A 22,822-nucleotide genomic window follows, 5' to 3' on the forward strand; every position below is an offset into this window, starting at 1 on the left:
TAATAGATGCCCGTTTGCTCTACAGCAGAATAGAAGCTGCTGTAGAGCGATTTTTTATGGTTTCCTGATTAGCCAGATTTCGGTTACCTGCGAGCCACGTTCACCTTCGCCACAGGTCCAGATGAACGTAACAGAACCATCGGCCGACACTGTTCTCGGTACGTCGAATTCGTAAATGGGTTGCTCGCCCGTTTGGATAAAATCGTGGATTGTTGAGCCATCGTCGGTGGTGAGCTTCATACGCGAACGGAAGCGCCCGGTGTAGGCAATCCGTATGCGGTACGTAGCGGTCGGGTCAAGTTCGGAATAAGCGATTTTTAAGGGTTGATCATACAATGTTTTGGCCTGTTTCATCCAGACGCGGGGCGTAATCTGTCCTTTAAAACCCGTCGCTTTTATCTCGTCTACCCATTCAACACCCACCAATCCCACACCAAATCCAGTTCTGGGCGAACGTAAACTGCCCGGATCTTTGTCCCACGGCTCTCCCGAAACGACGCGGTACCAACTCGCTGGATCACCAAAATGATCGTAGAACCCACCAGGGCCAGGGTCGGTACGATGAAGCATCTCCCGAATTTTCTGTAGCCGCGCTTGCTCATCCGTTATTTTTTCAATCTGCGCCAGTTGCGATTGCAACCAGGGAGAGTCGTTAAGCGGAATGTCAATATTATCCACAAAATTTCCACGTCCCGACATGGCTCCGTGCTTTTCAATGGTCAACTGAGCGCCGATGCTTTTAAATAGCGAATCAGCTAAGGCAAAGCAGGTTTGTCGATACGTTGGCAGAATGGGGATTTTCCAGGCTTTTTCCAAAATTGCATTGGCCTCCCGAATCGCGGTTAATGAGCCGCCAGAGCCAATACTTTCCAGCCGCTCACGGGCTTGTCGTTCCAGATCGGTTTCGTATTGAAGCCGGTGGCGGGTGTACGCATCGTAGTAGGCCCGAATCTGACCCATCTGAAAACGAGGGTTTTGTAATACGTTACGAGGGGCCGTTTTTTCCATCGCTCGCCACTGCATCATCGTTCGGTCGACGGCGTCATTCGTTAGCAGGCTTCCGCGCCAATTTCGCTCTAAAGCAAGAATTCCCTGCGCTATTGATTCGCTGTAATCAGCCCCAATAAACAACCGGGCGTAGTCACGTAGCGTCTCAATAACAGGTGTTTCGGGATTCCAGTCCTGGTCACTCCAGACGAATTTATTGACGTCATCATTCGTCCCTTCTGAATAACTGATGCTACCCGCCCCGTATTCATCAAGCGCGTTATGAATGGCTTTTTCGTCATGCGGACGCGGATTGATGCTCTCCCGCCCGAGCGTCATCGCCCAGGCCAAATCCCAATGCGGCACTGGATATTGTGAACTATAATTATGCGTAATGTCGGGATAATGCCGAATCGGGACGTTCGGGTTGATACGTTTCCGAAGTTCATCAACGGGCACCTTGACCCACGGCCCAAAAACGACTCCATCAAACCAATCGTATCCACGATTAACGTGTTTATAGAATGCTTCGAACCAAGCTTGTGTCGGACGAAAAACCTGCGGAGAAACCCAGATTTTGGCCTTAGGATGATATTTATGCAAAACCTGTGCTTCTTTTTCGAGCCACGAAAACAGTATGTCGGGTTCCAGTTCGCCCGGATCACCACCGGGCACGAAGACCGCATCGAGTTTTGGGACGGCGGCAAAAACCTCATTACGTTCGGCCAGTTCCTTCCGAATAGAATCCGGGTGCGAATAATTCTCACCCATATTCGGGTACCACATCCAGACATCTAATCCATACTCAGCGCAAATCCGAGATTGTTCGCCAATCATCTTGATGGCAGGCAATTTCATGTGCCGACTGGTAAAGTCGTCGTCGGTACGTGGCGGCATAATCTCGATACTATTCGCACCAAATAACGCCAGTTCACGAATGTATTGATCGAATTGCGCTACCGAAAAAGCATCGTACGCATTGGTTTTAGGACGATATCCCAGCTGATGACCACGTATCGGATAGCGTGGGCTGGTAGCTATCGACAACTTTTCTGCTACGTCGATTTTACCCGTTCGCATCTCCAGTTTACGAAGGAGTTTTCCAACGCCATACAGCAGTCCGCGCGCATCGTGCCCAACAAGTAGTACTACGTTGTTTTGAGAACTAGTTACCAGTCTAAAACCTTCGGCCTTCGTTTTAGGTAGCGTTTGAATTGCGGTTCGGAACGTAGCAGGCAACTGCGCTACGTTGCTTTCCAGCGCTAATGCAATCACAGGCTGATTATCGCTTGGAAATTTGGTAGCAACAGGTAATTGAATTCCAGTACGTTTCTGAACTTCCTGCTGGAGGATTTCAACCGTTCGGCCAATGGCTTTTTTATCCGTAATGGTATTGACGATACGTGCCTTCGACAGGTCGATTGGAGTTGCCAGGGATGTTGTAAATGTGCAATAGAAAAAGACAGAGACAAGAATTTGAAGTCGCATATGAATTATGTAGAGCCAAGGCATGCCTTGGCTCTACAGTTACAGTTTGATAAAAATCTTTCGCTGATACAGCACATAGGCCGGTATAAAATTGACGCCGATGAAAAATAGGGCATACAACAAACTCGCCAATTCGGGTTGTACGCCAATCGAGATTAAGCCGTTTACTACGTGCTCGTTGAGCGATTGGCTTCCGAATTTGAACCGATAAAAAAATAGCGCGAAAATGTCGGCCAGTACGTATACGGTTATGGCGTTAGCACCGAGAATGACGCCGGGTTTTGTGCCGTTCGTATAACCCAGCACATCGACCAGAAAATAGACCGCCCCGAGTAACATAGCGGCAAAACCCGACGTAATAAGCACAAACGAACTAGTCCAGAGATTTTCATTGACGGGAAAAGTGAGACCCCAGAAATAACCTGCAGCCGCCGTAAACAAGCCGGCAGTCATCAGGTACGACACTTTTTCGGTGGGCGTACTTTTCGTCAGCATAAAACGGCCAGCCAGCATTCCCGTAATCGTCGTTACAAATGATGGGAACGTACTGAGAATGCCTTCAGGGTCCCAGGTGCTCTGCCACATACGTCCGGGTAAGAATTTTCGGTCGAGCCAGGCGGCTAGATTCTGACCAGGCTCCAGTATTACGTAGCCAACATCGGGAGTAGGAATCAGCGTCATCGCCAGCCAGTAAGCCACCAACGTAATGACGCCAATCCAGAGTTGCTGTTTCCAGGTTGTAGTCAGAAACAGGATGCCGCAAACCAGAAACACAATGGCGATTCGGTGCAGCGTTCCCGTCCAGCGTACGTTCGAAAAATCGAAATCGGGCATCAGATTCAGGAACATCCCCACAGCAAAAATCTTCAATGAGCGAATGGCAATTTTCTGGTACAATCCACCCTTGGGGCTGCCATCCGTGAGCTTTTTCGTATACGCCAGTGCAATGGAAACGCCAACAATAAATAGAAACGTCGGCGCAATTAAATCGGTGAATGACAGACCATTCCATTTTGTATGACGTAACGTAAAGTACACATGGTCTTCGCTTCCCGGAAAATTCGCCACAATCATGGCCGCGATGGTAAAGCCACGTAGCGCATCGAGCGAAATGAGTCGGGCGGGTTGTGATATCATTAAAAAAAGTAAAAAAAGCGCGGTTCCGGCAGTAGTATCTTTAGTACTGATTTCCGTACTATTAAGGCTACTTAACCTGACTATTTATGCGTGCTGGTTTCTACGTTATACTGTCCTTGCTTTTTTTTCTTGGCGTAAACAGCTGTCAGCGTACGGCGCAGGAAGGAAACGAATCAGGAAAACAACTGGCTGTTTCGTGGGAATTGGTGAGCAATTTCACCTCGGTTAAAGATGGGTTTGAAGCGCGGTTTATATTGACCAATAATAGCGATCAAGAATTGACCGACGCTAACTGGGCGCTATTTTTCAACATGTCACCCCGGCCGATTCTTCCAGCCAAAAATCCTCAACCGGCTACTGTTCAACACATTAATGGCGATTGGTATAAGCTTGTTCCAAACAAAGGATTCAGCCTGAAACCGGGTTCATCAACCGAGATTCATTACGAAGGCACCGAAGCCGTTACCAAAGTGACCGATGCACCGCTGGGTCTCTACGTTGTGATGTACGACGCAAAAGGCAAGGAAGAGGGTATCACCGAGATCGCTGATTATACGATCAAGCCTTTCACGCGGAAAGAGCAGATGCTACGTGGTCCCGGCGATATGTACACGCTGGCAAGTCCCGAAAATACGTATCGAAACAACCTGAACGCTACGTTGCTGCCCGCCAGCCAGTTACAGAAAATTATACCGTCGCCTGTCAAACTCACTACGTTGCCGGGAACGCTGGCGTTCGATGCATCGCTGTCGATTTACGCTGACAAGGGGCTTGAAAATGAAGCAAAGTTGCTGAGTCAAAAGCTGAAAGCATTGACAGGTAAGGATTTCTCAGTTGCTTCTGGTACGTCAACAGCGAAAGGAATTTTTCTAAAAACCGGTCCTGTACAAGTCAATGGCCTTGCGAAAGAAGCGTATAATTTGACCATTGATGGAAATGGTGTTTCGATTACGGGTAGCGATGCCGCTGGGGTTTTCTACGGCATTCAGAGTTTGCTGGCGCTGATGCCGACCGCTACGTATCTGAATCCGTCGGCTGGTGTTACGTTGGCTTTCACACAAATTGAAGATGCGCCCCGGTTTGGTTTTCGGGGATTGCATCTGGACGTCAGCCGGAATTTCCAGACGAAAGAAACCATTCTGCGGCTACTGGACTTGCTGGCCTATTACAAAATCAATCATTTCCTGTTTTACACCACCGAAGATGAAGGCTGGCGGCTCGAAATCGATGGTTTGCCTGAGTTGACGCAAGTTGGTGCACAGCGCGAACATACGTCCGGCAAAGAAACGCCTGTACTGCATCCGGCCTATGGTTCGGGGCCGAAAGCGTACGCCGAAGGCAAGCATGGTAGCGGTTTTTATACCAAAGCTGATTTCATCGAAATCCTGAAATATGCGAAGGAACGGCACATCAAAGTGATACCCGAACTGAATTTACCGGGCCACGCGCGGGCGGCTATTAAGGCAATGGAAGCTCGTTATCAGCGGCTTATAAAAGAAGGCAAGGAGCAGGAAGCTAATGAGTATCGGCTCATCGACCCTAATGATAAATCAGTTTATTTGTCAGCGCAAGGTTATACCGATAACGTAGTGAGCGTCGGTCGCGAATCAACGTATCATTTCTACGAAAAAGTGGTCGAGGAAATCACTAAAATGTACAAAGAAGCGGGCTTACCAATGGACGTCATGCACGCGGGTGGCGACGAAGTTCCGGAAGGTTCCTGGACCAAATCGCCGGAAGCGGCTAAGATTCTGAAAGAAAATCCAACCATAAAAGACCCGAAAAATCTACAGACGTATTTCTTCCGAAAACTGCGCGAACGGCTTGCCAAACGCAATCTGGAAGTACACGCCTGGGAAGAAGCCATTCTGAACAAAACCGCCGACGGGAAATACGTACCGAATCCAGAATTTGTCGGTAAGAACGTGGTGCCCTACGTCTGGAATAACCTGTTCGACCTCGATTTGGGCAATCGGCTGGTGAATGCGGGGTATCCGGTGGTACTCTGCAACGTATCGAATTTTTACTTCGACATGGCTTATAACAACGATCCGCAGGAACCGGGACTTTACTGGGCTGGCTATGTCGATACGCGGAACAACTGGGCTTTTGCACCTTACGATATGTTCAAAACGACGTATCGAACGTCGATGGGTAAACCACTCACGTTTACCGGATTGGAACGAATGAAGCCTGGAGCGCGCAAAAATATTCGGGGAATTGAGTCGCAGCTTTGGAGTGAAACCGTAAAAGGCCGCGAAATGGCCGAGTACGATATTTTACCTAAACTGCTCGGTTTTGCGGAAAGTGCCTGGGCGCCAGAGCGTTCGTGGGAGACCATCGAGAACCGCGAAGCCCGCGAAAAAGCCATAAATACGGGCTGGAACGTATTTGCCAATACGTTAGCGCAAAAAGATCTGCCCCGGCTGGCACGTATCAATAGCGGATACAATTACCGACTACCTTTGCCCGGCGCTATCGTCGAAAACGGTTTGTTGAAGGCCAATGTCGAATTACCGGGTCTCGCTATTCGTTATACCACCGACGGTTCAGAACCGACAGCACAATCGACGGTATACACGAAACCCGTTAAGGTTTCTGGTACTATAAAACTGAGAAGTTTTGATGCTGCTGGCCGGTCAAGCCGCTCGGCGGTGTTAAATCTGTAAGAGCCTAAATCTTACAGACTATCAATTCATTACGCACAAAATAATTTTCCAACATGACTATTGGGGTTGATTTAGGTGGAACAAATGTTCGGGTGGGGCTGGTCAGAAATGGGGTTATTCTTCACCAGCGGAGCAAAGTGTTGGAACAGAAAGATTCGCTTCCGGCGACGTTAGCTCAATTAATCGATCTGATACGTCCGTTTATCGAGCCGTCTATCAACAGCATAGGCATCGGTGTTCCGTCGGTGGTCGATATTGAGCAGGGCGTTGTTTATAACGTAGCGAATATCCCGTCGTGGGAAGAAGTGGCATTACGTGATATTCTGGAAAAAGAGTTTGATATACCTGTTTTCGTCAATAACGATGTCAATTGCTTCATCCTTGGTGAGCACCAGTTTGGCATGGCGCAAGGGTATCGGTCAGCGGTTGGAATGGCGATTGGCACCGGGCTCGGCTCCGGAATAATCGTTGACAATCAATTATATACGGGAAGTAACTGCGGGGCTGGCGAGATCGGCTTGCTGCCCTATCTTGACAAAAACATCGAGTCGTATGCCGCTGGTGATTTCTTTGAAATCATACATGACACAACGGCCAGAGAAGCCAACCAGGCTGCTCTTCAGGGCGACGAACGAGCGCTGAATTTGTGGAAGGAGTTCGGCAAACATTTTGGCAATGCCGTTAAAGTTGTGCTGTATACCTACGACCCGGAGGTGATTATACTGGGCGGTTCTATTGCCAAAGCGTATCCACTTTTCCAATCGGCAATGCTTGAGAGCATGTCCGATTTTGCGTACCCGGTAACGTTACGTCGATTAAAGATTTTTCAGTCTGAAAATGAGAACATTGCGCTATTAGGTGCAGCGGCTCTCGTTCGGCAATTGGTCTGATTGAATCGTTGTCCATCGGTCAATACGTTGGCTCAAAACGATATGAAAATAACTTAGGTTGGAAACCTCATTAGTTATGAAGAAACTTTTCTTTTCAATTCTTTACGTCGTGCTTCCGTTACTGCTTAGAGCGCAGGAAGGCCCCAAATCGACGTTACAGCAACCTAAATTAGTGGTTGGTATTGTGGTCGATCAGATGCGATACGACTACCTCTACCGCTTTTACAATAAATACAGCAAAGGCGGTTTCAAGCGGATGTTGAACGAAGGTTTCAACTGCCGCAACAATCATTATCACTACGCACACACCGTAACGGCGGCTGGCCACGCAGCAGTGTATACCGGCTCATTACCAGCTATTAATGGCATGATTGGCAACGAATGGTATGATCCATTTGCCCACAAAGGCGTCTATTGCGTCGAAGACAGTACGGTTAAAACGGTTGGCAGCACGAACACCAGCGTGGGTAAAATGTCGCCCCGAAATTTGCTGGTCAGCACCGTTACCGATCAGCTACGTATTGCTACCCAATTTCGGTCTAAAACCATCGGAGTTGCGGTAAAAGATCGGGGTTCTATTTTGCCAGCGGGTCATGCGGCATCGGGCGCGTACTGGTACGATTCAAAAACCGGGAACTGGGTCACCAGTACGTATTACCGAGCCGATTTACCCCAATGGGTCTCTGAATTGAACGCGCGTAAGCTGCCCGCTGAATACGCTAAACAAGGCTGGAAAACGCTTTTGCCGATCAGTCAATACGTTGAAAGTACGCCCGATGACCAGCCGTACGAAGCCAAGTTATCAGGATCGACTAAACCCGTGTTTCCCTATGAATTAGTAAGCCAGGCGGGTGATGCATTTGGCGCCGTTCTGTCGTCGCCGGGTGGAAATACCATGACCAAAGACATGGCGATTGCGGCCATCAAAGGTGAAAACATGGGCAAAGGCGACGTAACAGATTTTCTGGCAGTTAGCTTCTCTACTCCCGACCGCATTGGCCACGCGTTTGGTCCAAATTCAGTTGAGGAAGAAGATATTTACCTACGTCTCGATCTGGATTTTGCTGACCTGTTTTCATTTCTGGATGGCTGGGTAGGCAAAAATAATTACACCGTGTTTCTAACTGCCGATCATGGCGTGATGGACGTACCGGGCTTTTGGAAACAGCATAATCTGCCTGCGGGCTTGCTGAATGGTAGAAAGACAAATGATGCCATCAAAAAAGCACTGACAGATGCGTTTGGAAATGAGAATCTTATAGAAGGATTCGAAAATGGGCAGTTGTATTTGAATCGGTCCGTACTGACGCAAAAGAAATTGACCGTCGATGCGGTTTACACCGTTGTTCGAGACGCACTACTTCCCATGCCGGGGATTGCGGACGTACTGAATTTAAAGAACATGAGTACGTCTAATCTGAATTCGCATTTGCTTGAGTTGTATAAGAATATGACCCATGCCAAACGTAGCGGTGATATCCAACTCATTCCCGAACCCGGCTGGATTGACAACAGCGGCACGGGCACCAACCACGGTTCGCCCTACCACTACGATACGCACGTACCGTTTGTGCTGTATGGCTGGGGTGTCAACAAAGGCGAAACGCTACGTTACACCACAATCGCGGACATTGCTCCCACCATCGCGAATTTGTTGCACATCCTGCCGCCGAGCGGAACCGTTGGAAACGCCGTTCATGAAGCACTGCGATAGCCTAATACCCTTTGCCCAAACCCTATGCGACAAAACACGCTGATTGTTATCCTGATCCTTCTAATTTTCTTTGTCATTTCCTTTCTGACTAACATTCTGGGACCAATTATTCCCGATTTAGTCGAAAGTTTTGATCTGAGTATCGGACTGGCAGGGTTTCTTCCGTTTGCGTTTTTTGTGGCTTATGGCGTTTCCATCCCGTCTGGGATGCTAGTTGAAAAATACCGCGAAAAACCAGTGCTGATTGGCGCATTTATTCTGGCATTTTTGGGGTCGCTGGTGTTCGCTTTGATTCCGAAATTTTCGGTGGCGCTGGCGTCTTTGTTTTCGATTGGCGTCGGGATGGCGATGTTGCAAGTGGCGATTAACCCACTGCTACGTGTCGCTGGGGGCGAAGAACATTTTGCGTTCAATTCGGTACTGGCGCAGTTGTTTTCAGGCGCGGCTTCTTTCTTTAGTCCACTGCTTTACAGCTATTTCGTTCAAAATATTCATACCAAAAATACATCGTTCTGGATTCAGTGGCTCAACAACGTAGTGCCCGTAAATGTTGAATGGGTGTCACTCTACTGGGTTTTCGCGCTTACTACGTTGCTCATGATTGTGGTGGTAGCCATAATTAACTTTCCTAAAGTTGACTTAAAGGACGATGAACGTATCGAAGCTGGTGGCGTATTTTCCGAACTACTACGTAACAAAACCGTACTACTTTTTTTTGCCGGAATTTTTGCGTACGTCGGCACCGAACAGGGTATTGCCAACTGGATTTCGAAATTTCTACAACTGTATCACGGCGTCGATCCGGCTACAGAAGGGGCTACGGCTGTTGCCTATTTCTGGGGTTTAATGACCGTTGGTTGCGTATTGGGACTTGTTCTGCTCAAACTTGCCGACAGCCGTAAAGTACTGATGATCTTTACTATAGGTGCCGTTTTTTTATTGTTACTTGGCTTATTTGGACCTAGAGAATGGGCACTGTTTGCCTTACCGGGAACTGGTTTTTTTGCGTCAGTTATGTGGTCGATTGTATTTTCGCTGGCGCTTAATTCCGTACCACATCATCATGGTACTTTTTCAGGTATCTTGTGTACCGGAATTGTCGGTGGTGCCATTGTTCCGCTTATCATCGGTGGGCTTGCCGAATGGGTTGGTCTACGTTGGGCAATGCTGGTCATGCTGATTACGCTCGGCTACATTTTCAGCATCGGTCTCTGGGCAAAACCATTAGTAACGAACGCAACGATTAGTTTAAAGAGCGAATCGGGACGCCGAACCGGAGCGAAAGAGTGAAAGAGCGAAAGCCATCCGGCGGCAAATCGTCCGGCAGGTACTTTCACTCATTCACTCATTCACTCATTCACTCTTTCACTCTTTCACTCTTTCGCTCCGGTTCGGCGTCCCGATTCGCTCTTTATCTATGCACAAAATCATTTTGCTCATCGACTTTGCGGAGGATTACAGCCGGAGCCTGTTGAAAGGGATTTCGAAATACGCCCGCGAACATGGCCCCTGGGTATTTTGCCAAATGCCTCTTTTTCATCGGGAAACACTGGGTGTCGATGGGATTTTGAACTGGGCACGCGATTGGGAAGCCGATGGAATTATTGGGCAATTATATAATGATAGCAGCGTCGAAAAGATCGTTGAGGCTGGCATTCCGGTCATTGCGCAGGATTTTAAAGAGCGATTTACCGAAATTCCGAACATAACGGGTGCTCATCGAGCTACGGGAGCGATGGCGGCCGATTATTTCCTCAGAAAAGGCTTTCGACATTTTGCGTTCTATGGATTCAAGCACATTGTCTGGTCGCGGGAGCGGGCTGAAGGATTTGACGAGCGAGTGTCACGCGCTGGTTGCCAGGTGCATTATTTCGAACATGAAGAATACAGCTCCAGCGATTTGTGGTATTACAAACCCAGTTCGCTAAGCAAATGGCTGTCATCGTTACCAAAACCTATTGCCATCCTGACCTGCGACGACCGTATGGGCCAGCACATAACCGAAACCTGTCGGCATTCGCGCATTCGCATCCCTGAAGAAGTAGCCGTTTTAGGCGTCGATAATGACGAAACGCTCTGCGAACTGTCGGACCCTCCCCTATCCAGCATTATGCAGGACGCAGAAAAAGGTGGTTACGATGCCGCTCATTTGCTGGACCGGTTGATTCGCAAGGAAATAACTGAATTCTACGACATTATAGTTGAGCCTACGCAAATCATCACCCGCCAATCGACCGACATCTACGCAACGCAGGATGAGTACATTGCGTCGTCACTGAAATATATCCACCAGAACATCGATAAAAACTTACAGGTCGATGAGGTAGTAAAGCAGGTTCCTTTATCCCGACGGTCGCTGGAGATGCGGTTTCAGCAGGTTGTGGGCTATCCGATTTACAAGTATATTCAGAACCTGCGGATTGAAAAATTCTCAAAGAAACTACTGGAAACTGATCAGGCTGTTTTTGAGATTGCGATGGATCTAGGGCTTAACGATACGAAAAACATTGCTCGCCAGTTTAAGCAAATAAAGGGTTGTACACCACTCGAATACCGTCATCGGTATTTGGCAGGGAAATAAATAATTGGCTAGATAATCGAAGGTGGAAGGTCTTTTCTGACCTGGTCAACAAAGGCAACAGATACATTCACAATGTCAGCAATCTGTTCGCTGGAAAAGGCTGTCATAGTCAGTAGACGTGTTACCAAGGATCGTTTTTCCTGTTCGGCTCCTTGTTCCAAACCCTTTTCAAGGCCTTCTTTAATACCTTCTTTTTTGGCTCTCTCGAGCAAAAATTCCTCGATGCCCATTGTCTTGTTGCTTTGTGTTAAGGTATCAATCTCTTTCTCAAACTTACTGTTCACTGTTGATTTTTCCAAGCGTACGTAGTACCGCAGGAAGTTCAATATACTCCTGATTTTATTCTTGGATATTTGGCTGTTTAACAAGCGCTTTGCAATGCTAAGTTTCAGGTTTAATAGCTCCTCCTCGGATAATTTACCTGATTTTAAAGCAGCTTGGACTACTAGTACAATTAACGCAAAAGGGTTGTCACTCGCCAATAAATCGTCCTCGTTCTGATCGCGAATTTTGTAAATATTGTAGCGGTAACTCAATTCGGTTCCCAGATAAGACCGCTCATATTGACTCGGATGGTACCCTTTGTAATTGTCCGTAAAAAGAGCAAACGCAATGATTGGCTGGCGGTATTTATCGAAAATCCGATAGTAATACTGAAACATCCGCTCTGCAAACTGAGGATCTTTATATCCCTGCACTTCAATGTGTATCAAAATCCATTGCTCAGTAGGTTTACCATCCTTTTGGGTAAAGACCTTTACCAGTTTATCAACGTAGCGGGGTTGGTACGTATCCTGTTCGGGAGGAAATAACTGTTCAAGCTCTTTATCAAGGTATTCGAACCCATTGTTAAAGTAAAATAGTTCATCGGCATCGGGGAAGAAGAATCGGAGAAAATCGTCAAATACATCTTCCAGAATGGCTTTCCATAACGTATCATCACGCTTCATTTCAGGTTTAGCTTTGCTCATATGACGAGAAAAAGCCAACTACGTAACGCCTAAAAAGTAAAGACTGCGGATCGTTAGGCTATTTATGATCAGCAGTAATCATAAGTAGCATAACAATCCGCAGTCTATTAATACTGATAGTCTAGACCCGCAGGAACGTCTTTTTCTTATACATAAAATACAGGAACGCCCATTTAACAGCAATGAGTGCCAGGGCCAATCCTACTTCAAGTACGGCCTCTGATGAAGACAGTTTCAGCAGTCCTTCAAAGAAAAAACGGGCTGCGTAACCAAAATCGATGAATTCGCCGGCCAAGTAAATCAGGATGGAATTCATACCGATAACGGTGAAAAAGAAAGTCCAGCCTTTTACATCTTTTATGTCGATAATCCAGTAAAAAATGGACAGTAGCATCAGGCTCAGTCCTCCCGTCACCAGCACAAACGAACTGGTCCACAGGTTCTTATTGATGGGAAATACGAAGTCCCAAAGACAGCCTAAGAGAACAAAGCCCGCACCAATGCCCAGCAATCGAACCGCTTTCTGATTTCCATTTCGCCCGGGTGCGCGCAGGAACGTACCGGCAAAAATGCCCAGCAACGCGTTGCAAATGGCGGGAATCGTAGAGAACAAACCTTCAGGATCATGAATCTTTTTATACAGACGACCGGGCACTAACAATGTATCGATATAGCTGGCCGGATTGCACTCCATCGTTAGTAGACCCGCTCCACAACCCGGCACGGGAACCAGCATCATAATCGCCCAATATCCCAGCAGCAAGCCCACGAACCAGATGTATTGAGTACGTGGTCGGCTGTACAGGTAAATCAGCTGCCCAAACATACCCGCCAACCCGATACGTCCGAGTACGCTTGGGAAACGCGTGTCCTGAAAGGCTTTAACGAATAGGCCATTGTTGTAAATTATACCAAGCAGAACCAGAATAAGTCCACGAGTAATAATCTTCCGGGCGATCTCTGATTTGTTTGCGTTTTTATCCAGTCTACTCCCAATCGAAAAAGGCGTTGATACACCCGCCATAAAGAGAAATAATGGAAAAATCAGGTCGTAGGCACGAAAACCATTCCAGTCGGGATGGGTGAACTGGTCGGCTATAACCAATGTCCAGGCCCAACCCGTTGTTTTCGCCAACACGTGAAAAATATCTTCCCCGCCCATGATCCAGAACATGTCGAAACCACGTAACGTATCGAGCGAGAGCAATCGTTTGACGGGGGCAGGTTGAGCAATGGTTGGCTCAGCTGACGACGTAGCGGTAGTAGTTGTTTGCATAGGGGTTTATGTATGATGCGTGATATATGATGTATAATTTTTTGGCTTTTAGATAATTAACATACATCCTGCATCATACTTCATATATTATTTCTTATTTGATGCCTTTGCGGGCTTTGTATTCCTGGAAACGATTTCGGTATTGCTCCATCTCCTCGGGCTTATACCGTTTCTGATACTCAGCGGGTAATTCCAATCGTTCGGGAGCCAATAACGGCGCTTGATCAACGAGTGTATTCTGGCCTTTACCGTTCTTAGTCAGTTCAAACGAATCATATTTTTCACCCGTTACGGTGTATGACTGGTACGATAGTTTATCACCGTCAATTGAAATGATTTGGTAAAGCTGCGTATTGGATGCCGCCCGATCCATCCAATTCTGCAACCCAATATCGTACATTTTCGGGCCACTCACCGATACTACGTAAATCGGCCCATCAGGATGTTTGCGGCTTTTTCCCAACGGCATGTTCAATCCACGACCGTAGGTGTGATCATGCCCTTGGAGCACTAAATCCACGTTGTATTTTTTGTAAATCGGCTCCATTTTAGCTCGCCATTCGTCGTTATCGCGACCCTGTTTCGTCGAGTAAATGGGGTGGTGGTGCGTGACTACCGTCCAGCGATTCGGGTTGTTGCTCAGTACCTGCGTAAGCCAGTTAGCTTGTGCATTCATTACTGCCGAATCGAGCAGGGCACCTTGTGAATTTAAGGAAATAAATCGGGTTCCTTGATAGTCAAACTGATACGTTGTTTCCTCCAGACCTTTCGGGCCGTTTTCGGGCAGAATAAACGAAGGCCGCCAATGACGCGATACGCGTGATTTTCCCTGTTCATCCTTAAAATATTCGTGGTTACCCGGCGTCGCCAGCGTGGGTACCATGCCATTGATCCAGCCACCCGCTTCGAACCATTCACCCCATTGCCAATCGGCATTCGACGTAGTGATTAAGTCGCCCGCGTGAATCATGAAATTTACAGTCGGCAAAGTCGAATAAGCGCCACGTATCGCCCGCGACCAAAGCGAACGAATGTCGTTCTGCGCATCACCAAAATACAGAAACGAAAATGGTGCTGCCCCGCTCTGCGCTGTCTTAAACTGAAACCATTCACTCCAGTACGTACCGTCGCCAACCCGATACGTGTACTTCGTAGCGGGCTTTAAATTTTTGAAATGAACGGAATGATAAAGTTTTGTTTTTCCGTCGAGCATGATACGCTCCGTTGTGGCCGGAACTATAGTGGCTTTGCTGACAAAATCAGGAGAAGGGTCGGCTTCAGAAATAGCCCCCACGGCATTCGTTACGGTCGAATCCGTCCGCCAATTCACGGATTGTGACGTAGCCGGATTTTCCTGCCAGCCCAAAATCAGACGGTCTGGATAAACGGTTGGTACGTAGTCTTTGTGCGTCTGTGCCCGCAACTGCATAACCATCAACAGCGCGAGTAACGTAACGTAAAAGAATTTCATAAAGAGAAAGTTAAACTTATTTGGTTGTATTCGTAGAAAAGGTTCGATAGACGTTCAAAACATGGTCGGTCTGAATAACATCGACGCCAAAATGGGCTGCTTTGACGTAGTGATTCGACGTATCACCTTCATCTAATAAATCCACAAAAACACGGATGCCTTGCTGGTGAATTTGAGCAGTTAACGTAGCATTCAGTGTTGCACCGTTTACGTCAAATGCGTACGGATGTAGCTGATTAATTTTAGCCATCATTTCTTCGGCGTTACGTAGCGAAGGCATCAGTTTAGCCGTTGGCGCTACATCTTTTAACTGCCGTAAATACGTATCGGAGCCATAAAAAACAGCGTCATTCAATAATCCGTATTTTGTCAGAATTGCAACCATAGGTTCGGGTGCAACGGCTTTGCAATCGACGTAAAGGTTTGTTTTTGAGGAGTGATGGGCGTTCCAGTCTGCGATTAGTTGACAAACTTCGTCTAAATTAGGGATTTGTTCTGTTTTGAACGTAGCACTGGTCCCTTTTGCTGCCGATAATTTTTTGAGTTCCTCGAGTGTCTGCTCACTTACTGGCCCCGAACCGTTCGTCGTGCGGTTCAACGTAGCGTCGTGCAAAATAATTAGCTTGCCATCTTTGGTGGTCCGAACATCAATCTCAATATAATCGACTTTCATCGGCAACGCAGCCCGATACGTTGCCAGCGTATTTTCGGGCGCTACGTTCGAATTTCCCCGATGTGCCGAAACGCCCATTTTGGTGTTCCTAACAAACTGGTTTCGATAGTAATCAATTGAATCTGACACAGACTGACCGTATCCACGAATCGACAATGAACAATGTAAAATAAATAATGATAAACCTCTTATAATTAACATCTTAGTTTTAAAAAAATCTCATTGTTCATTATACATTACTTATGCTGTGCGTTTTTTAGGTTGGGTTTGGCGCGCCAATCAGCTTCGGGGCCAAAACGGGTGTGTATCATCGCATTTGCTTTCTCATTTGCGGGGTAATGGTAAATAAGTCGATTCGTTACTACGAACAATACGCCTGAAATCGCTATGGCGCCCACCGCCTGTACCCAGGCTTTTTGATAAAGTGGAGCGAATGATACGGGCTCCTTAATCGAAACTGTTTCACGTTCGTGCGGAACAATTAATATGAGCAGTGTCGATAGGATGGCATTGACTGTAATCACCCATTCCGTCAGCAATCGATTGGGGTGCCATGCGACGAGCGCGCGTTCAAAATTACCGATCACCATGAGCCAGAGTAATACCAGATAAATCAATTGCCCGCGCCCTAGCCAGGATGCTGGAATGATGGCTAATGGCTCCCGGAGATGCCGACGTATCAGCACAATTAACAGCACTAATACGAGTAACCAGGTTACGTTGAACCAGCCTGTTGGCGTTAATTGCAAATCGACACCAGGTAAGTTACCCAGATAAGGAATATCCCATAAAGCAGTCGTGGTTTCTGCGGATCCAGGTGCTTCAGGGCGTGTCCACACGTCAGGATTTAAGGCCTTGCTCCAGTCCTCTACATTCTTGATCAGATTAACATACGGAAGTGCCAGCCACACAAAAACAGTTGCTACGCCCAATGTCCATTTTCCGCTTGCCGGTGTTGTCTCGCGCGGTTCGTCATGAAACGGAATACGTATAGCCAGATACCCCAATGCGACAATAAGTGCGATGCCATTCACGAATCCATAAGTCTGCTCCAGAAAGCTGTGCCAGTTTTGATGCTGCCAATCGGCCCAGCTAGACGTAACGGTTTTGAATTCGATGCTATCGGGTGAAAGGCCATTTCCAAGTAATCGACGCGGATTGCCGGGTGCCATCATCAGTTGTTTTATCCACTGAACTCCCGAAAAACCAAGTCCGCCAATGGTGCCGCAGATAACTGAAGCCACCGCAACCGGCAGCAATTTGTTACGTCGAAACCAGAGAATAGCCCCGATGAAAACGCCTGTGATTCCAGCCCAGTCGTCGCTACGTGGCGGTGTCATTCGGAGGCCACCATAATTGGCAAATAAGTTGCTGCCCAATACAGGAATTGCCAGAAAAAAAAGCAACCAGCCAGCAGCCATGTAGACAATCAGCGAGGCTCCATCCCGAAATTTTCCAAACCGAACAAAATAGAACGTAACGCTTATTATTAAGCCAGTTACCCAGCCAATATGCTGTGGATAATCGCCAAACCACTGGGGCCAGTTATTCAAAAAATTGTGTGCATCGAAAGCCAACGTACCGGTTTCGGGATTTATGTAGGTGGGATCACCTAATGGGTACGTTAGTGAGGAAGCAAGTTTTGTATCAAGTCCTGCTACGTGTAAAATAACCTGAATACCCCAGCCAGTCAATGCCCCCGCTACTGCGAAAACAGGCAATAACCAGCCGTTTTTTTCAGCCCGTGTATATAAATCATAGAGTGCCATCGCGAGCAGCGCCCACAAAGCGGCCATGTAATCGGCGTCGAGCCAATAGAGTGGATTTTTGTGTCGCGACCACGTACTATCAAATGGAATTCCGGATTGAATCCACTCGGCAATAGAATCCTCAACTAAATCCTGAATGAACCAGGCCACAAACAGAACCAGAATCGGTTTAAACAACTGCACCAAACGTTCTCGCTCAGCTACAGCCGCCAACGACGTACCAGCACCCCCCAATGCCGCCCATAAAAAACCCAGGTAAAACAACCCTACGTAGCCATACCATTGCGACAATCCATGACCGCTCTGTGTATACGCAATTACCTGCATATAGGACATGGAACCGCCGAAACCCCAGCCAATTGCACCAAAAAATGCGAAGTACAATACCCGTTGCCGCCAGTCGCTACGCCCCGATACGAGCGCTACGACAATGGCGGACAGACATCCGGCAAAAGCCGCTCCGTATTCGTGGCCGAAATTACCCCGGATACCCCAGCCAATCGACAGCGCTAAACCGCTCAACAACAGGGCCGGTTTGCGCCAGATTGAAGTCTGCAAGGTTTTTACAGCGACCATAAGCCTTAGATAATCAGCGATGTATCAGATGCCGAATCATACGTATCGCCAATGGCGTCTTTGATAACCGTCAGATCGTGACGCAGGCGCTGGCTAAACAGAGCAATGTCGAAACTATGCACCACGATATTCGCACCTTCCCGTATCCATTTGATCTGCCGTTCGGGTTCGAGCGAAAAATGAATGCCAATCGCCAACCCTCTCTGGCGCGTCTGATGGATAATGCTACGTACTGCATCCTCAAAATCAGGGTGGTCATACTGTTCGGGCAATCCCAAACTCACCGATAAATCGTGTGGACCAATGAACACAGCATCGAGACCCGGAACGGATAACAGTTCATCCAGTTGATTCAGCGCAGGTACGCTTTCAATGTTGGCAATGCTGATGTGATCGGCGTTGTACGCTTTAATATAAGCGTCCATTTCCGGCGACAGCGTTTCTTTACCGCTCAGATATTTGGCTAATTTTTCACCTTTTAGCGGACGGTATTTCGTCGCTCCAACCAACGTCTGAATCTGCTCGACGGATTCGAGATATGGCGCTACGATGCCAATCGCTCCTCCGTCAATTGCCTGGCAAGCCAGATACGGATCAGGGCTCGGAATGCGGACGATGGGCGTAATTCCCAACGCCCGAAATTGCTGGCAAAGACGAGCCAGTTCGGTGCGATTTAGCGGAACGTGCTCTGTATCCAGAAAAACGAAGTCGAGGCCAATCTGCTTCACTGCTTTCGGCCACATTGGCCCGGTCGATGTCATGCATGTCCCGTAAACGTTCTGGCCGTTTTTGAGCTTTTGAAGCAGGCTTAAATTAGATGAATGGCTCATCAGAAAGGCAAGGGTTTAGGAAGTAGATTGACCCCAGTCATACTACGTTCGCACCTTTCATTCAGGCTACTGCCTCACTGAAATTTAATGCAAACTGAGTAGCCCGAAACGCTATGTAGCAAGTAGTATTATTCCAGAAGCGAATAGGCTTAAATACAGATTCTCTATTCCACTAAATCATTGTGAACCGATGATTTAGCCTTTCCAATCACTACCGCTACGTATCATTTTCGATGAAACCAATTGTTCAAATTTCGCTTGACTTAACCAACATTGATGAGGCTCTGAAAACTGCCGAACTAGCCATGCGGGCCGGTGTCGACTGGCTTGAAGCCGGAACACCACTCATTCTGGCCGAGGGACTTCATGGCGTTCGAAAGCTTCGCGAAGCATTTCCGGGCGTGCCTATCGTAGCCGATTTAAAGACGATGGATGGCGGCTATCTGGAGGCCGAAATGATGGCAAAAGCCGGTGCTACGCACGTCGTGGTGATGGCCCGAGCCCACGCCGAAACCATCAAATGCGTCGTGAAAGCGGGACAGGATTTTGGGGTGAAAGTAATGGGCGATAACATGATTTGTCCCGACATGATAGCCGGTGCAAAGTGGCTTGAAGATCTGGGTTGCGACTACGTTATTCATCACATTGGCTACGACGAACGTAGAGGTATTGCTGCGCAGGGTCATCGGATGCCTAGCCCGCTCGATCAACTTCGCGACGTAGTACAGGCAGTTCGCGTACCGGTTCAGGCCGTAGGCGGACTTAGCCTGGAACAGGCCATTCGTTGTCCCGAATATGGTGCTCCGCTGGTTGTGCTTGGTGCTCCGCTAACCATCGACGCCGACGCGTTTAAAACTGCCGACGGCAATCTGGAAGCATCGCTACGTCTGATCTGCGAAAAAATTCATGCGTATGGCGACGTAGCGGTTGGCCACTAAATTCTGACCATCTCCTAATCCCTTTCTTATCAAACTCTTTATGAAATCTGCTGCGGTTGTTAACTACGCTCCCGAAAAAGGCTCTGTTGAAATTCGGGAAATTGAGCGACCCAAAATCGGTGACGACGACGTATTACTGGAGGTAGCCAATGTGGGGGTTTGCGGCAGCGATCTCCACCAATGGACAGCCGATCATAGCTGGCCCGTAAACTACCCAGTTGTGTTGGGGCATGAGTTTGGCGGGCACATCATTGAGCTGGGCAGCCGCGTATCGGGCTGGCGCGAAGGCGACCGCGTAGTGAGCGAAACGGCGGCCGTCATCGACCCACAAAACCCAATGACACGCCGGGGTCTCTACAACCTCGACCCTACCCGCAAAGGCTTTGGTTATGGCGTGAATGGAGCCATGACGCGCTACGTCCGCGTACCGGCCCGCTGCCTGCACCACGTACCCGACCAACTGGCGTTTGAACAAGCCTGCCTCACCGAACCTTGTTGCGTAGCGTTTAACGCAGTTGTTGAAAATTCGCGGCTGAAACCCGGCGACCGGGTCATCGTGCTGGGTCCGGGAACCATTGGCATTTTATGTGCGGCTGTGGCCAAACTATGTGGTGCCGACGTAGCAGTTGTTGGCCTGGAAGCCGACCGTCAGAGACTGACAATTGCTGAAAAATATGGCTGTACGGCCATAGTTGGCGACGCTACCGAATGGGCCAAAAAAGTCGACGGATTGGGCGCTGATTGCGTGATTGATGCCGCCGGAACCAGCGTTACGCTAAAAATTGCCATGCAATTGGTACGTCCCAACGGGCATATTACTAAAGTGGGCTGGGGGCCTCAGCCGCTCAATTTCTCGCTCGATCCGCTGGTTCAGAAAAACGTTACGTTACAGGGTAGTTTCAGCCATAACTGGCCTATCTGGGAACGAGTTATTTCGTTGCTCGCCAGCGGTCAGCTCGACGTAAAACCCATCATCGGCGGAGTTTGGTCGATTACGGACTGGCACGAGGCTTTTGACAAAATGCACCGGGGCGACGTAGTGAAAAGCGTGCTTAAACCTGTTTAAACGATGCGCCTGAAGGATAAAGCGGTAATCGTGACCGGAAGTTGTACGGGCATCGGTAAAGCCATTGCCAAACGCTGTGTTGCCGAAGGTGCCAACGTAGTGATTCACGGCCTTGAACGTGATTTAGGCGAAAAACTCGTTGCCGATTTAGGCGCGGGCCGGGCGGTGTTACACATCGAAGAAATCACGAACGAACACGCTCCTCAGCATCTGGTCGATCTGGCGATTGCTACGTTCGGTAAACTGGACGCGATTGTCAACAACGCGGCACTGGTGGCTTCATCAACGATTCAGACAACGGATTTGGCGCTATTTCGTAAGGTGCTTGATGTGAATACGTTAGCGCCGTTTGCACTGCTAAAAGCAGCTTTACCCTACTTACAGGCACAACGGGGCTGCGCGCTCAACATTGGTTCGGTCAATGCTTGGTCTGGCGAACACGGTCTGATGGCGTACAGCGTATCGAAAGGCGCTTTAGTTACGATGACCCGCAACCTGGGCGATACGTTGCACCGGGAACTAGGCGTCCGCGTGAATCAGATCAACCCCGGCTGGGTACTGACCGAACGAGAACTCGAACGCAAGCGCGAGCAAGGTTTTGCCGACAATTGGTACACTACGCTATCGACTTCGTTATCGCCCGCTGGACGCATGCTTTTGCCCGACGAAATTGCAGCCGCAGCCATCTACTGGCTCGCCGATGAAAGCGGCCCAATCAGCGGACAAATCGTTGACTTAGAACAGTTTCCAGTAATCGGCAGATTTTTACCAAAACTCTAACAAAGAGTGAAAGAGCGAAAGAGCGGTTAAAACGCTTCGGTACGTCAATCGCTCTTTCGCTCATTCACTCTTTCGCTCTTTAAAACATGCCTCAACTAGCCGCCTTTCCGAAGGCATTTATGCAGCAGTTATGTAAGGACGGAACCATGCGCGTTTCGGAATGGATCGACCTCGCCAGCCAACTCGATATCGACGGACTGGAATGGTACGCTGGATTTCTGGAAATGGCCGACGAAGCCAACTGGCCCCTGTTTCGGCAGGAAGTCGAAGCCCGTGGCAAGGTGATTCCGATGATGTGCTGCTCACCCGATTTTACGCACCCCGACCCAAATTTTCGTGCCAACGAAATTGCGAAACAGAAACGCTGGATCGACATGACTTACGTTCTTGGCGGGTCCTATTGTCGCGTGCTGTCAGGGCAGCGCCGGCCGGAGCTTTCGATTGATGAAGGCGTTACGTTGGCCGCCGAATGCATCGAGGCCTGTTTGCCGTATGCGCAGGAACGTAACATTACGCTCATCCTCGAAAATCATTACAAAGACGACTTCTGGACGTACCCCGAATTTGCCCAGAAAATGGACGTATTCTGCCAGTTGGTCGACCGTATCGACCATCCCAACTTTGGCGTAAACTACGACCCCAGCAATACGTATCTGGCCGGTGAAGACCCACTCGATTTGCTTTATCGCGTGTCACACCGGGTAGTCACGATGCACGCCAGCGACCGCTATCTGCTCGAAGGTACCATCGACGATTTGCGCCGGGAAGAAGGTGGTGCGGCTGGGTATGCCAAACGGCTCAGTCATGGCGAAATCGGCAAAGGACTAAATGACTATGACGCCATTTTCGCCGAACTCAAACGTGTCGGATTCGATGGTTGGATCAGCATTGAAGACGGCGTCGATGGCATGGCTCAACTGGAACGTAGCGTCGCGTTTCTCCGCCAAAAAATGGCCGAATACTGGCCGTCGTAACGTAGCGTTTTTGTCCTGCTAACACAGGAAGC

The 22,822-nt window shown here is 48.5% G+C and carries 17 protein-coding genes; 9 read left to right on the plus strand and 8 right to left on the minus strand.

Annotated elements, in window-relative coordinates; genetic code table 11:
• Positions 1–54 precede the first annotated feature (54 nt).
• Positions 55–2,475, minus strand: coding sequence for a hypothetical protein (locus tag ACYVF1_RS18230; protein ID WP_461081407.1), 2,421 nt, complete (start codon positions 2,473–2,475; stop codon positions 55–57).
• A gap of 39 nt (positions 2,476–2,514) precedes the next feature.
• Positions 2,515–3,612, minus strand: coding sequence for an acyltransferase family protein (locus tag ACYVF1_RS18235; protein ID WP_461081409.1), 1,098 nt, complete (start codon positions 3,610–3,612; stop codon positions 2,515–2,517).
• A gap of 86 nt (positions 3,613–3,698) precedes the next feature.
• Here ACYVF1_RS18235 and ACYVF1_RS18240 point away from each other — a divergent pair, with 86 nt between their 5' ends.
• The 5 genes from ACYVF1_RS18240 to ACYVF1_RS18260 all read left to right on the plus strand — a co-directional run bounded on the left by ACYVF1_RS18240 (position 3,699) and on the right by ACYVF1_RS18260 (position 11,466).
• Positions 3,699–6,281 (plus strand): family 20 glycosylhydrolase, encoded by a 2,583-nt coding sequence (locus ACYVF1_RS18240; protein ID WP_461081411.1) that lies wholly within the window; start codon positions 3,699–3,701, stop codon positions 6,279–6,281.
• A gap of 53 nt (positions 6,282–6,334) precedes the next feature.
• Positions 6,335–7,171 carry an ROK family protein gene (locus ACYVF1_RS18245; protein ID WP_461081413.1) on the plus strand — a complete coding sequence of 279 codons (837 nt, stop codon included), beginning with the start codon at positions 6,335–6,337 and terminating at the stop codon, positions 7,169–7,171.
• 76 nt (positions 7,172–7,247) lie between these two features.
• Positions 7,248–8,885, plus strand: a complete 1,638-nt coding sequence (gene pafA / locus ACYVF1_RS18250; protein ID WP_461081415.1) for an alkaline phosphatase PafA — start codon at positions 7,248–7,250, stop codon at positions 8,883–8,885.
• Between the two features lie 24 nt (positions 8,886–8,909).
• A complete protein-coding gene (locus ACYVF1_RS18255) occupies positions 8,910–10,175 on the plus strand; it encodes an MFS transporter (protein ID WP_461081417.1) in 1,266 nt (421 codons plus the stop codon).
• Positions 10,176–10,302: 127 nt separating this feature from the next.
• Complete coding sequence (locus ACYVF1_RS18260; protein ID WP_461081419.1) at positions 10,303–11,466, plus strand: XylR family transcriptional regulator; 1,164 nt, start codon at positions 10,303–10,305, stop codon at positions 11,464–11,466.
• 8 nt (positions 11,467–11,474) lie between these two features.
• On the opposite strand, the gene ACYVF1_RS18265 is transcribed toward ACYVF1_RS18260, so the two are convergent.
• The 6 genes from ACYVF1_RS18265 to ACYVF1_RS18290 all read right to left on the minus strand — a co-directional run bounded on the left by ACYVF1_RS18265 (position 11,475) and on the right by ACYVF1_RS18290 (position 19,032).
• Entirely contained in the window at positions 11,475–12,437 is a 963-nt protein-coding gene (locus ACYVF1_RS18265) for an Rpn family recombination-promoting nuclease/putative transposase (RefSeq protein ID WP_461081421.1), read from the minus strand.
• A gap of 121 nt (positions 12,438–12,558) precedes the next feature.
• The gene (locus ACYVF1_RS18270; RefSeq protein ID WP_461081423.1) at positions 12,559–13,713 is read right to left on the minus strand and encodes an acyltransferase family protein; all 1,155 of its coding nucleotides are present in this window, start codon (positions 13,711–13,713) and stop codon (positions 12,559–12,561) included.
• A gap of 94 nt (positions 13,714–13,807) precedes the next feature.
• The gene (locus tag ACYVF1_RS18275) at positions 13,808–15,184 is read right to left on the minus strand and encodes a purple acid phosphatase family protein (RefSeq protein WP_461081425.1); all 1,377 of its coding nucleotides are present in this window, start codon (positions 15,182–15,184) and stop codon (positions 13,808–13,810) included.
• A 16-nt stretch (positions 15,185–15,200) separates the two neighbouring features.
• The gene (locus tag ACYVF1_RS18280; RefSeq protein ID WP_461081427.1) at positions 15,201–15,986 is read right to left on the minus strand and encodes a glycerophosphodiester phosphodiesterase family protein; all 786 of its coding nucleotides are present in this window, start codon (positions 15,984–15,986) and stop codon (positions 15,201–15,203) included.
• A gap of 107 nt (positions 15,987–16,093) precedes the next feature.
• The gene (locus ACYVF1_RS18285) at positions 16,094–18,184 is read right to left on the minus strand and encodes a hypothetical protein (RefSeq protein WP_461081429.1); all 2,091 of its coding nucleotides are present in this window, start codon (positions 18,182–18,184) and stop codon (positions 16,094–16,096) included.
• A 23-nt stretch (positions 18,185–18,207) separates the two neighbouring features.
• A complete protein-coding gene (locus ACYVF1_RS18290) occupies positions 18,208–19,032 on the minus strand; it encodes an HpcH/HpaI aldolase family protein (protein WP_461081431.1) in 825 nt (274 codons plus the stop codon).
• A 233-nt stretch (positions 19,033–19,265) separates the two neighbouring features.
• Here ACYVF1_RS18290 and ACYVF1_RS18295 point away from each other — a divergent pair, with 233 nt between their 5' ends.
• From ACYVF1_RS18295 to ACYVF1_RS18310, 4 genes are all read left to right on the plus strand, one after another.
• Positions 19,266–19,970, plus strand: coding sequence for an orotidine 5'-phosphate decarboxylase / HUMPS family protein (locus tag ACYVF1_RS18295; protein WP_461081433.1), 705 nt, complete (start codon positions 19,266–19,268; stop codon positions 19,968–19,970).
• Positions 19,971–20,010: 40 nt separating this feature from the next.
• A complete protein-coding gene (locus tag ACYVF1_RS18300; protein ID WP_461081435.1) occupies positions 20,011–21,036 on the plus strand; it encodes a zinc-binding dehydrogenase in 1,026 nt (341 codons plus the stop codon).
• Between the two features lie 3 nt (positions 21,037–21,039).
• Positions 21,040–21,816, plus strand: a complete 777-nt coding sequence (locus tag ACYVF1_RS18305) for an SDR family NAD(P)-dependent oxidoreductase (protein ID WP_461081437.1) — start codon at positions 21,040–21,042, stop codon at positions 21,814–21,816.
• Positions 21,817–21,902: 86 nt separating this feature from the next.
• On the plus strand, positions 21,903–22,790 hold the full coding sequence (locus tag ACYVF1_RS18310) for a sugar phosphate isomerase/epimerase family protein (RefSeq protein ID WP_461081439.1): 888 nt from the start codon (positions 21,903–21,905) through the stop codon (positions 22,788–22,790).
• The last annotated feature ends 32 nt before the right edge of the window (positions 22,791–22,822 follow it).

The sequence above is a fragment of the Spirosoma flavus genome, assembly GCF_054778555.1.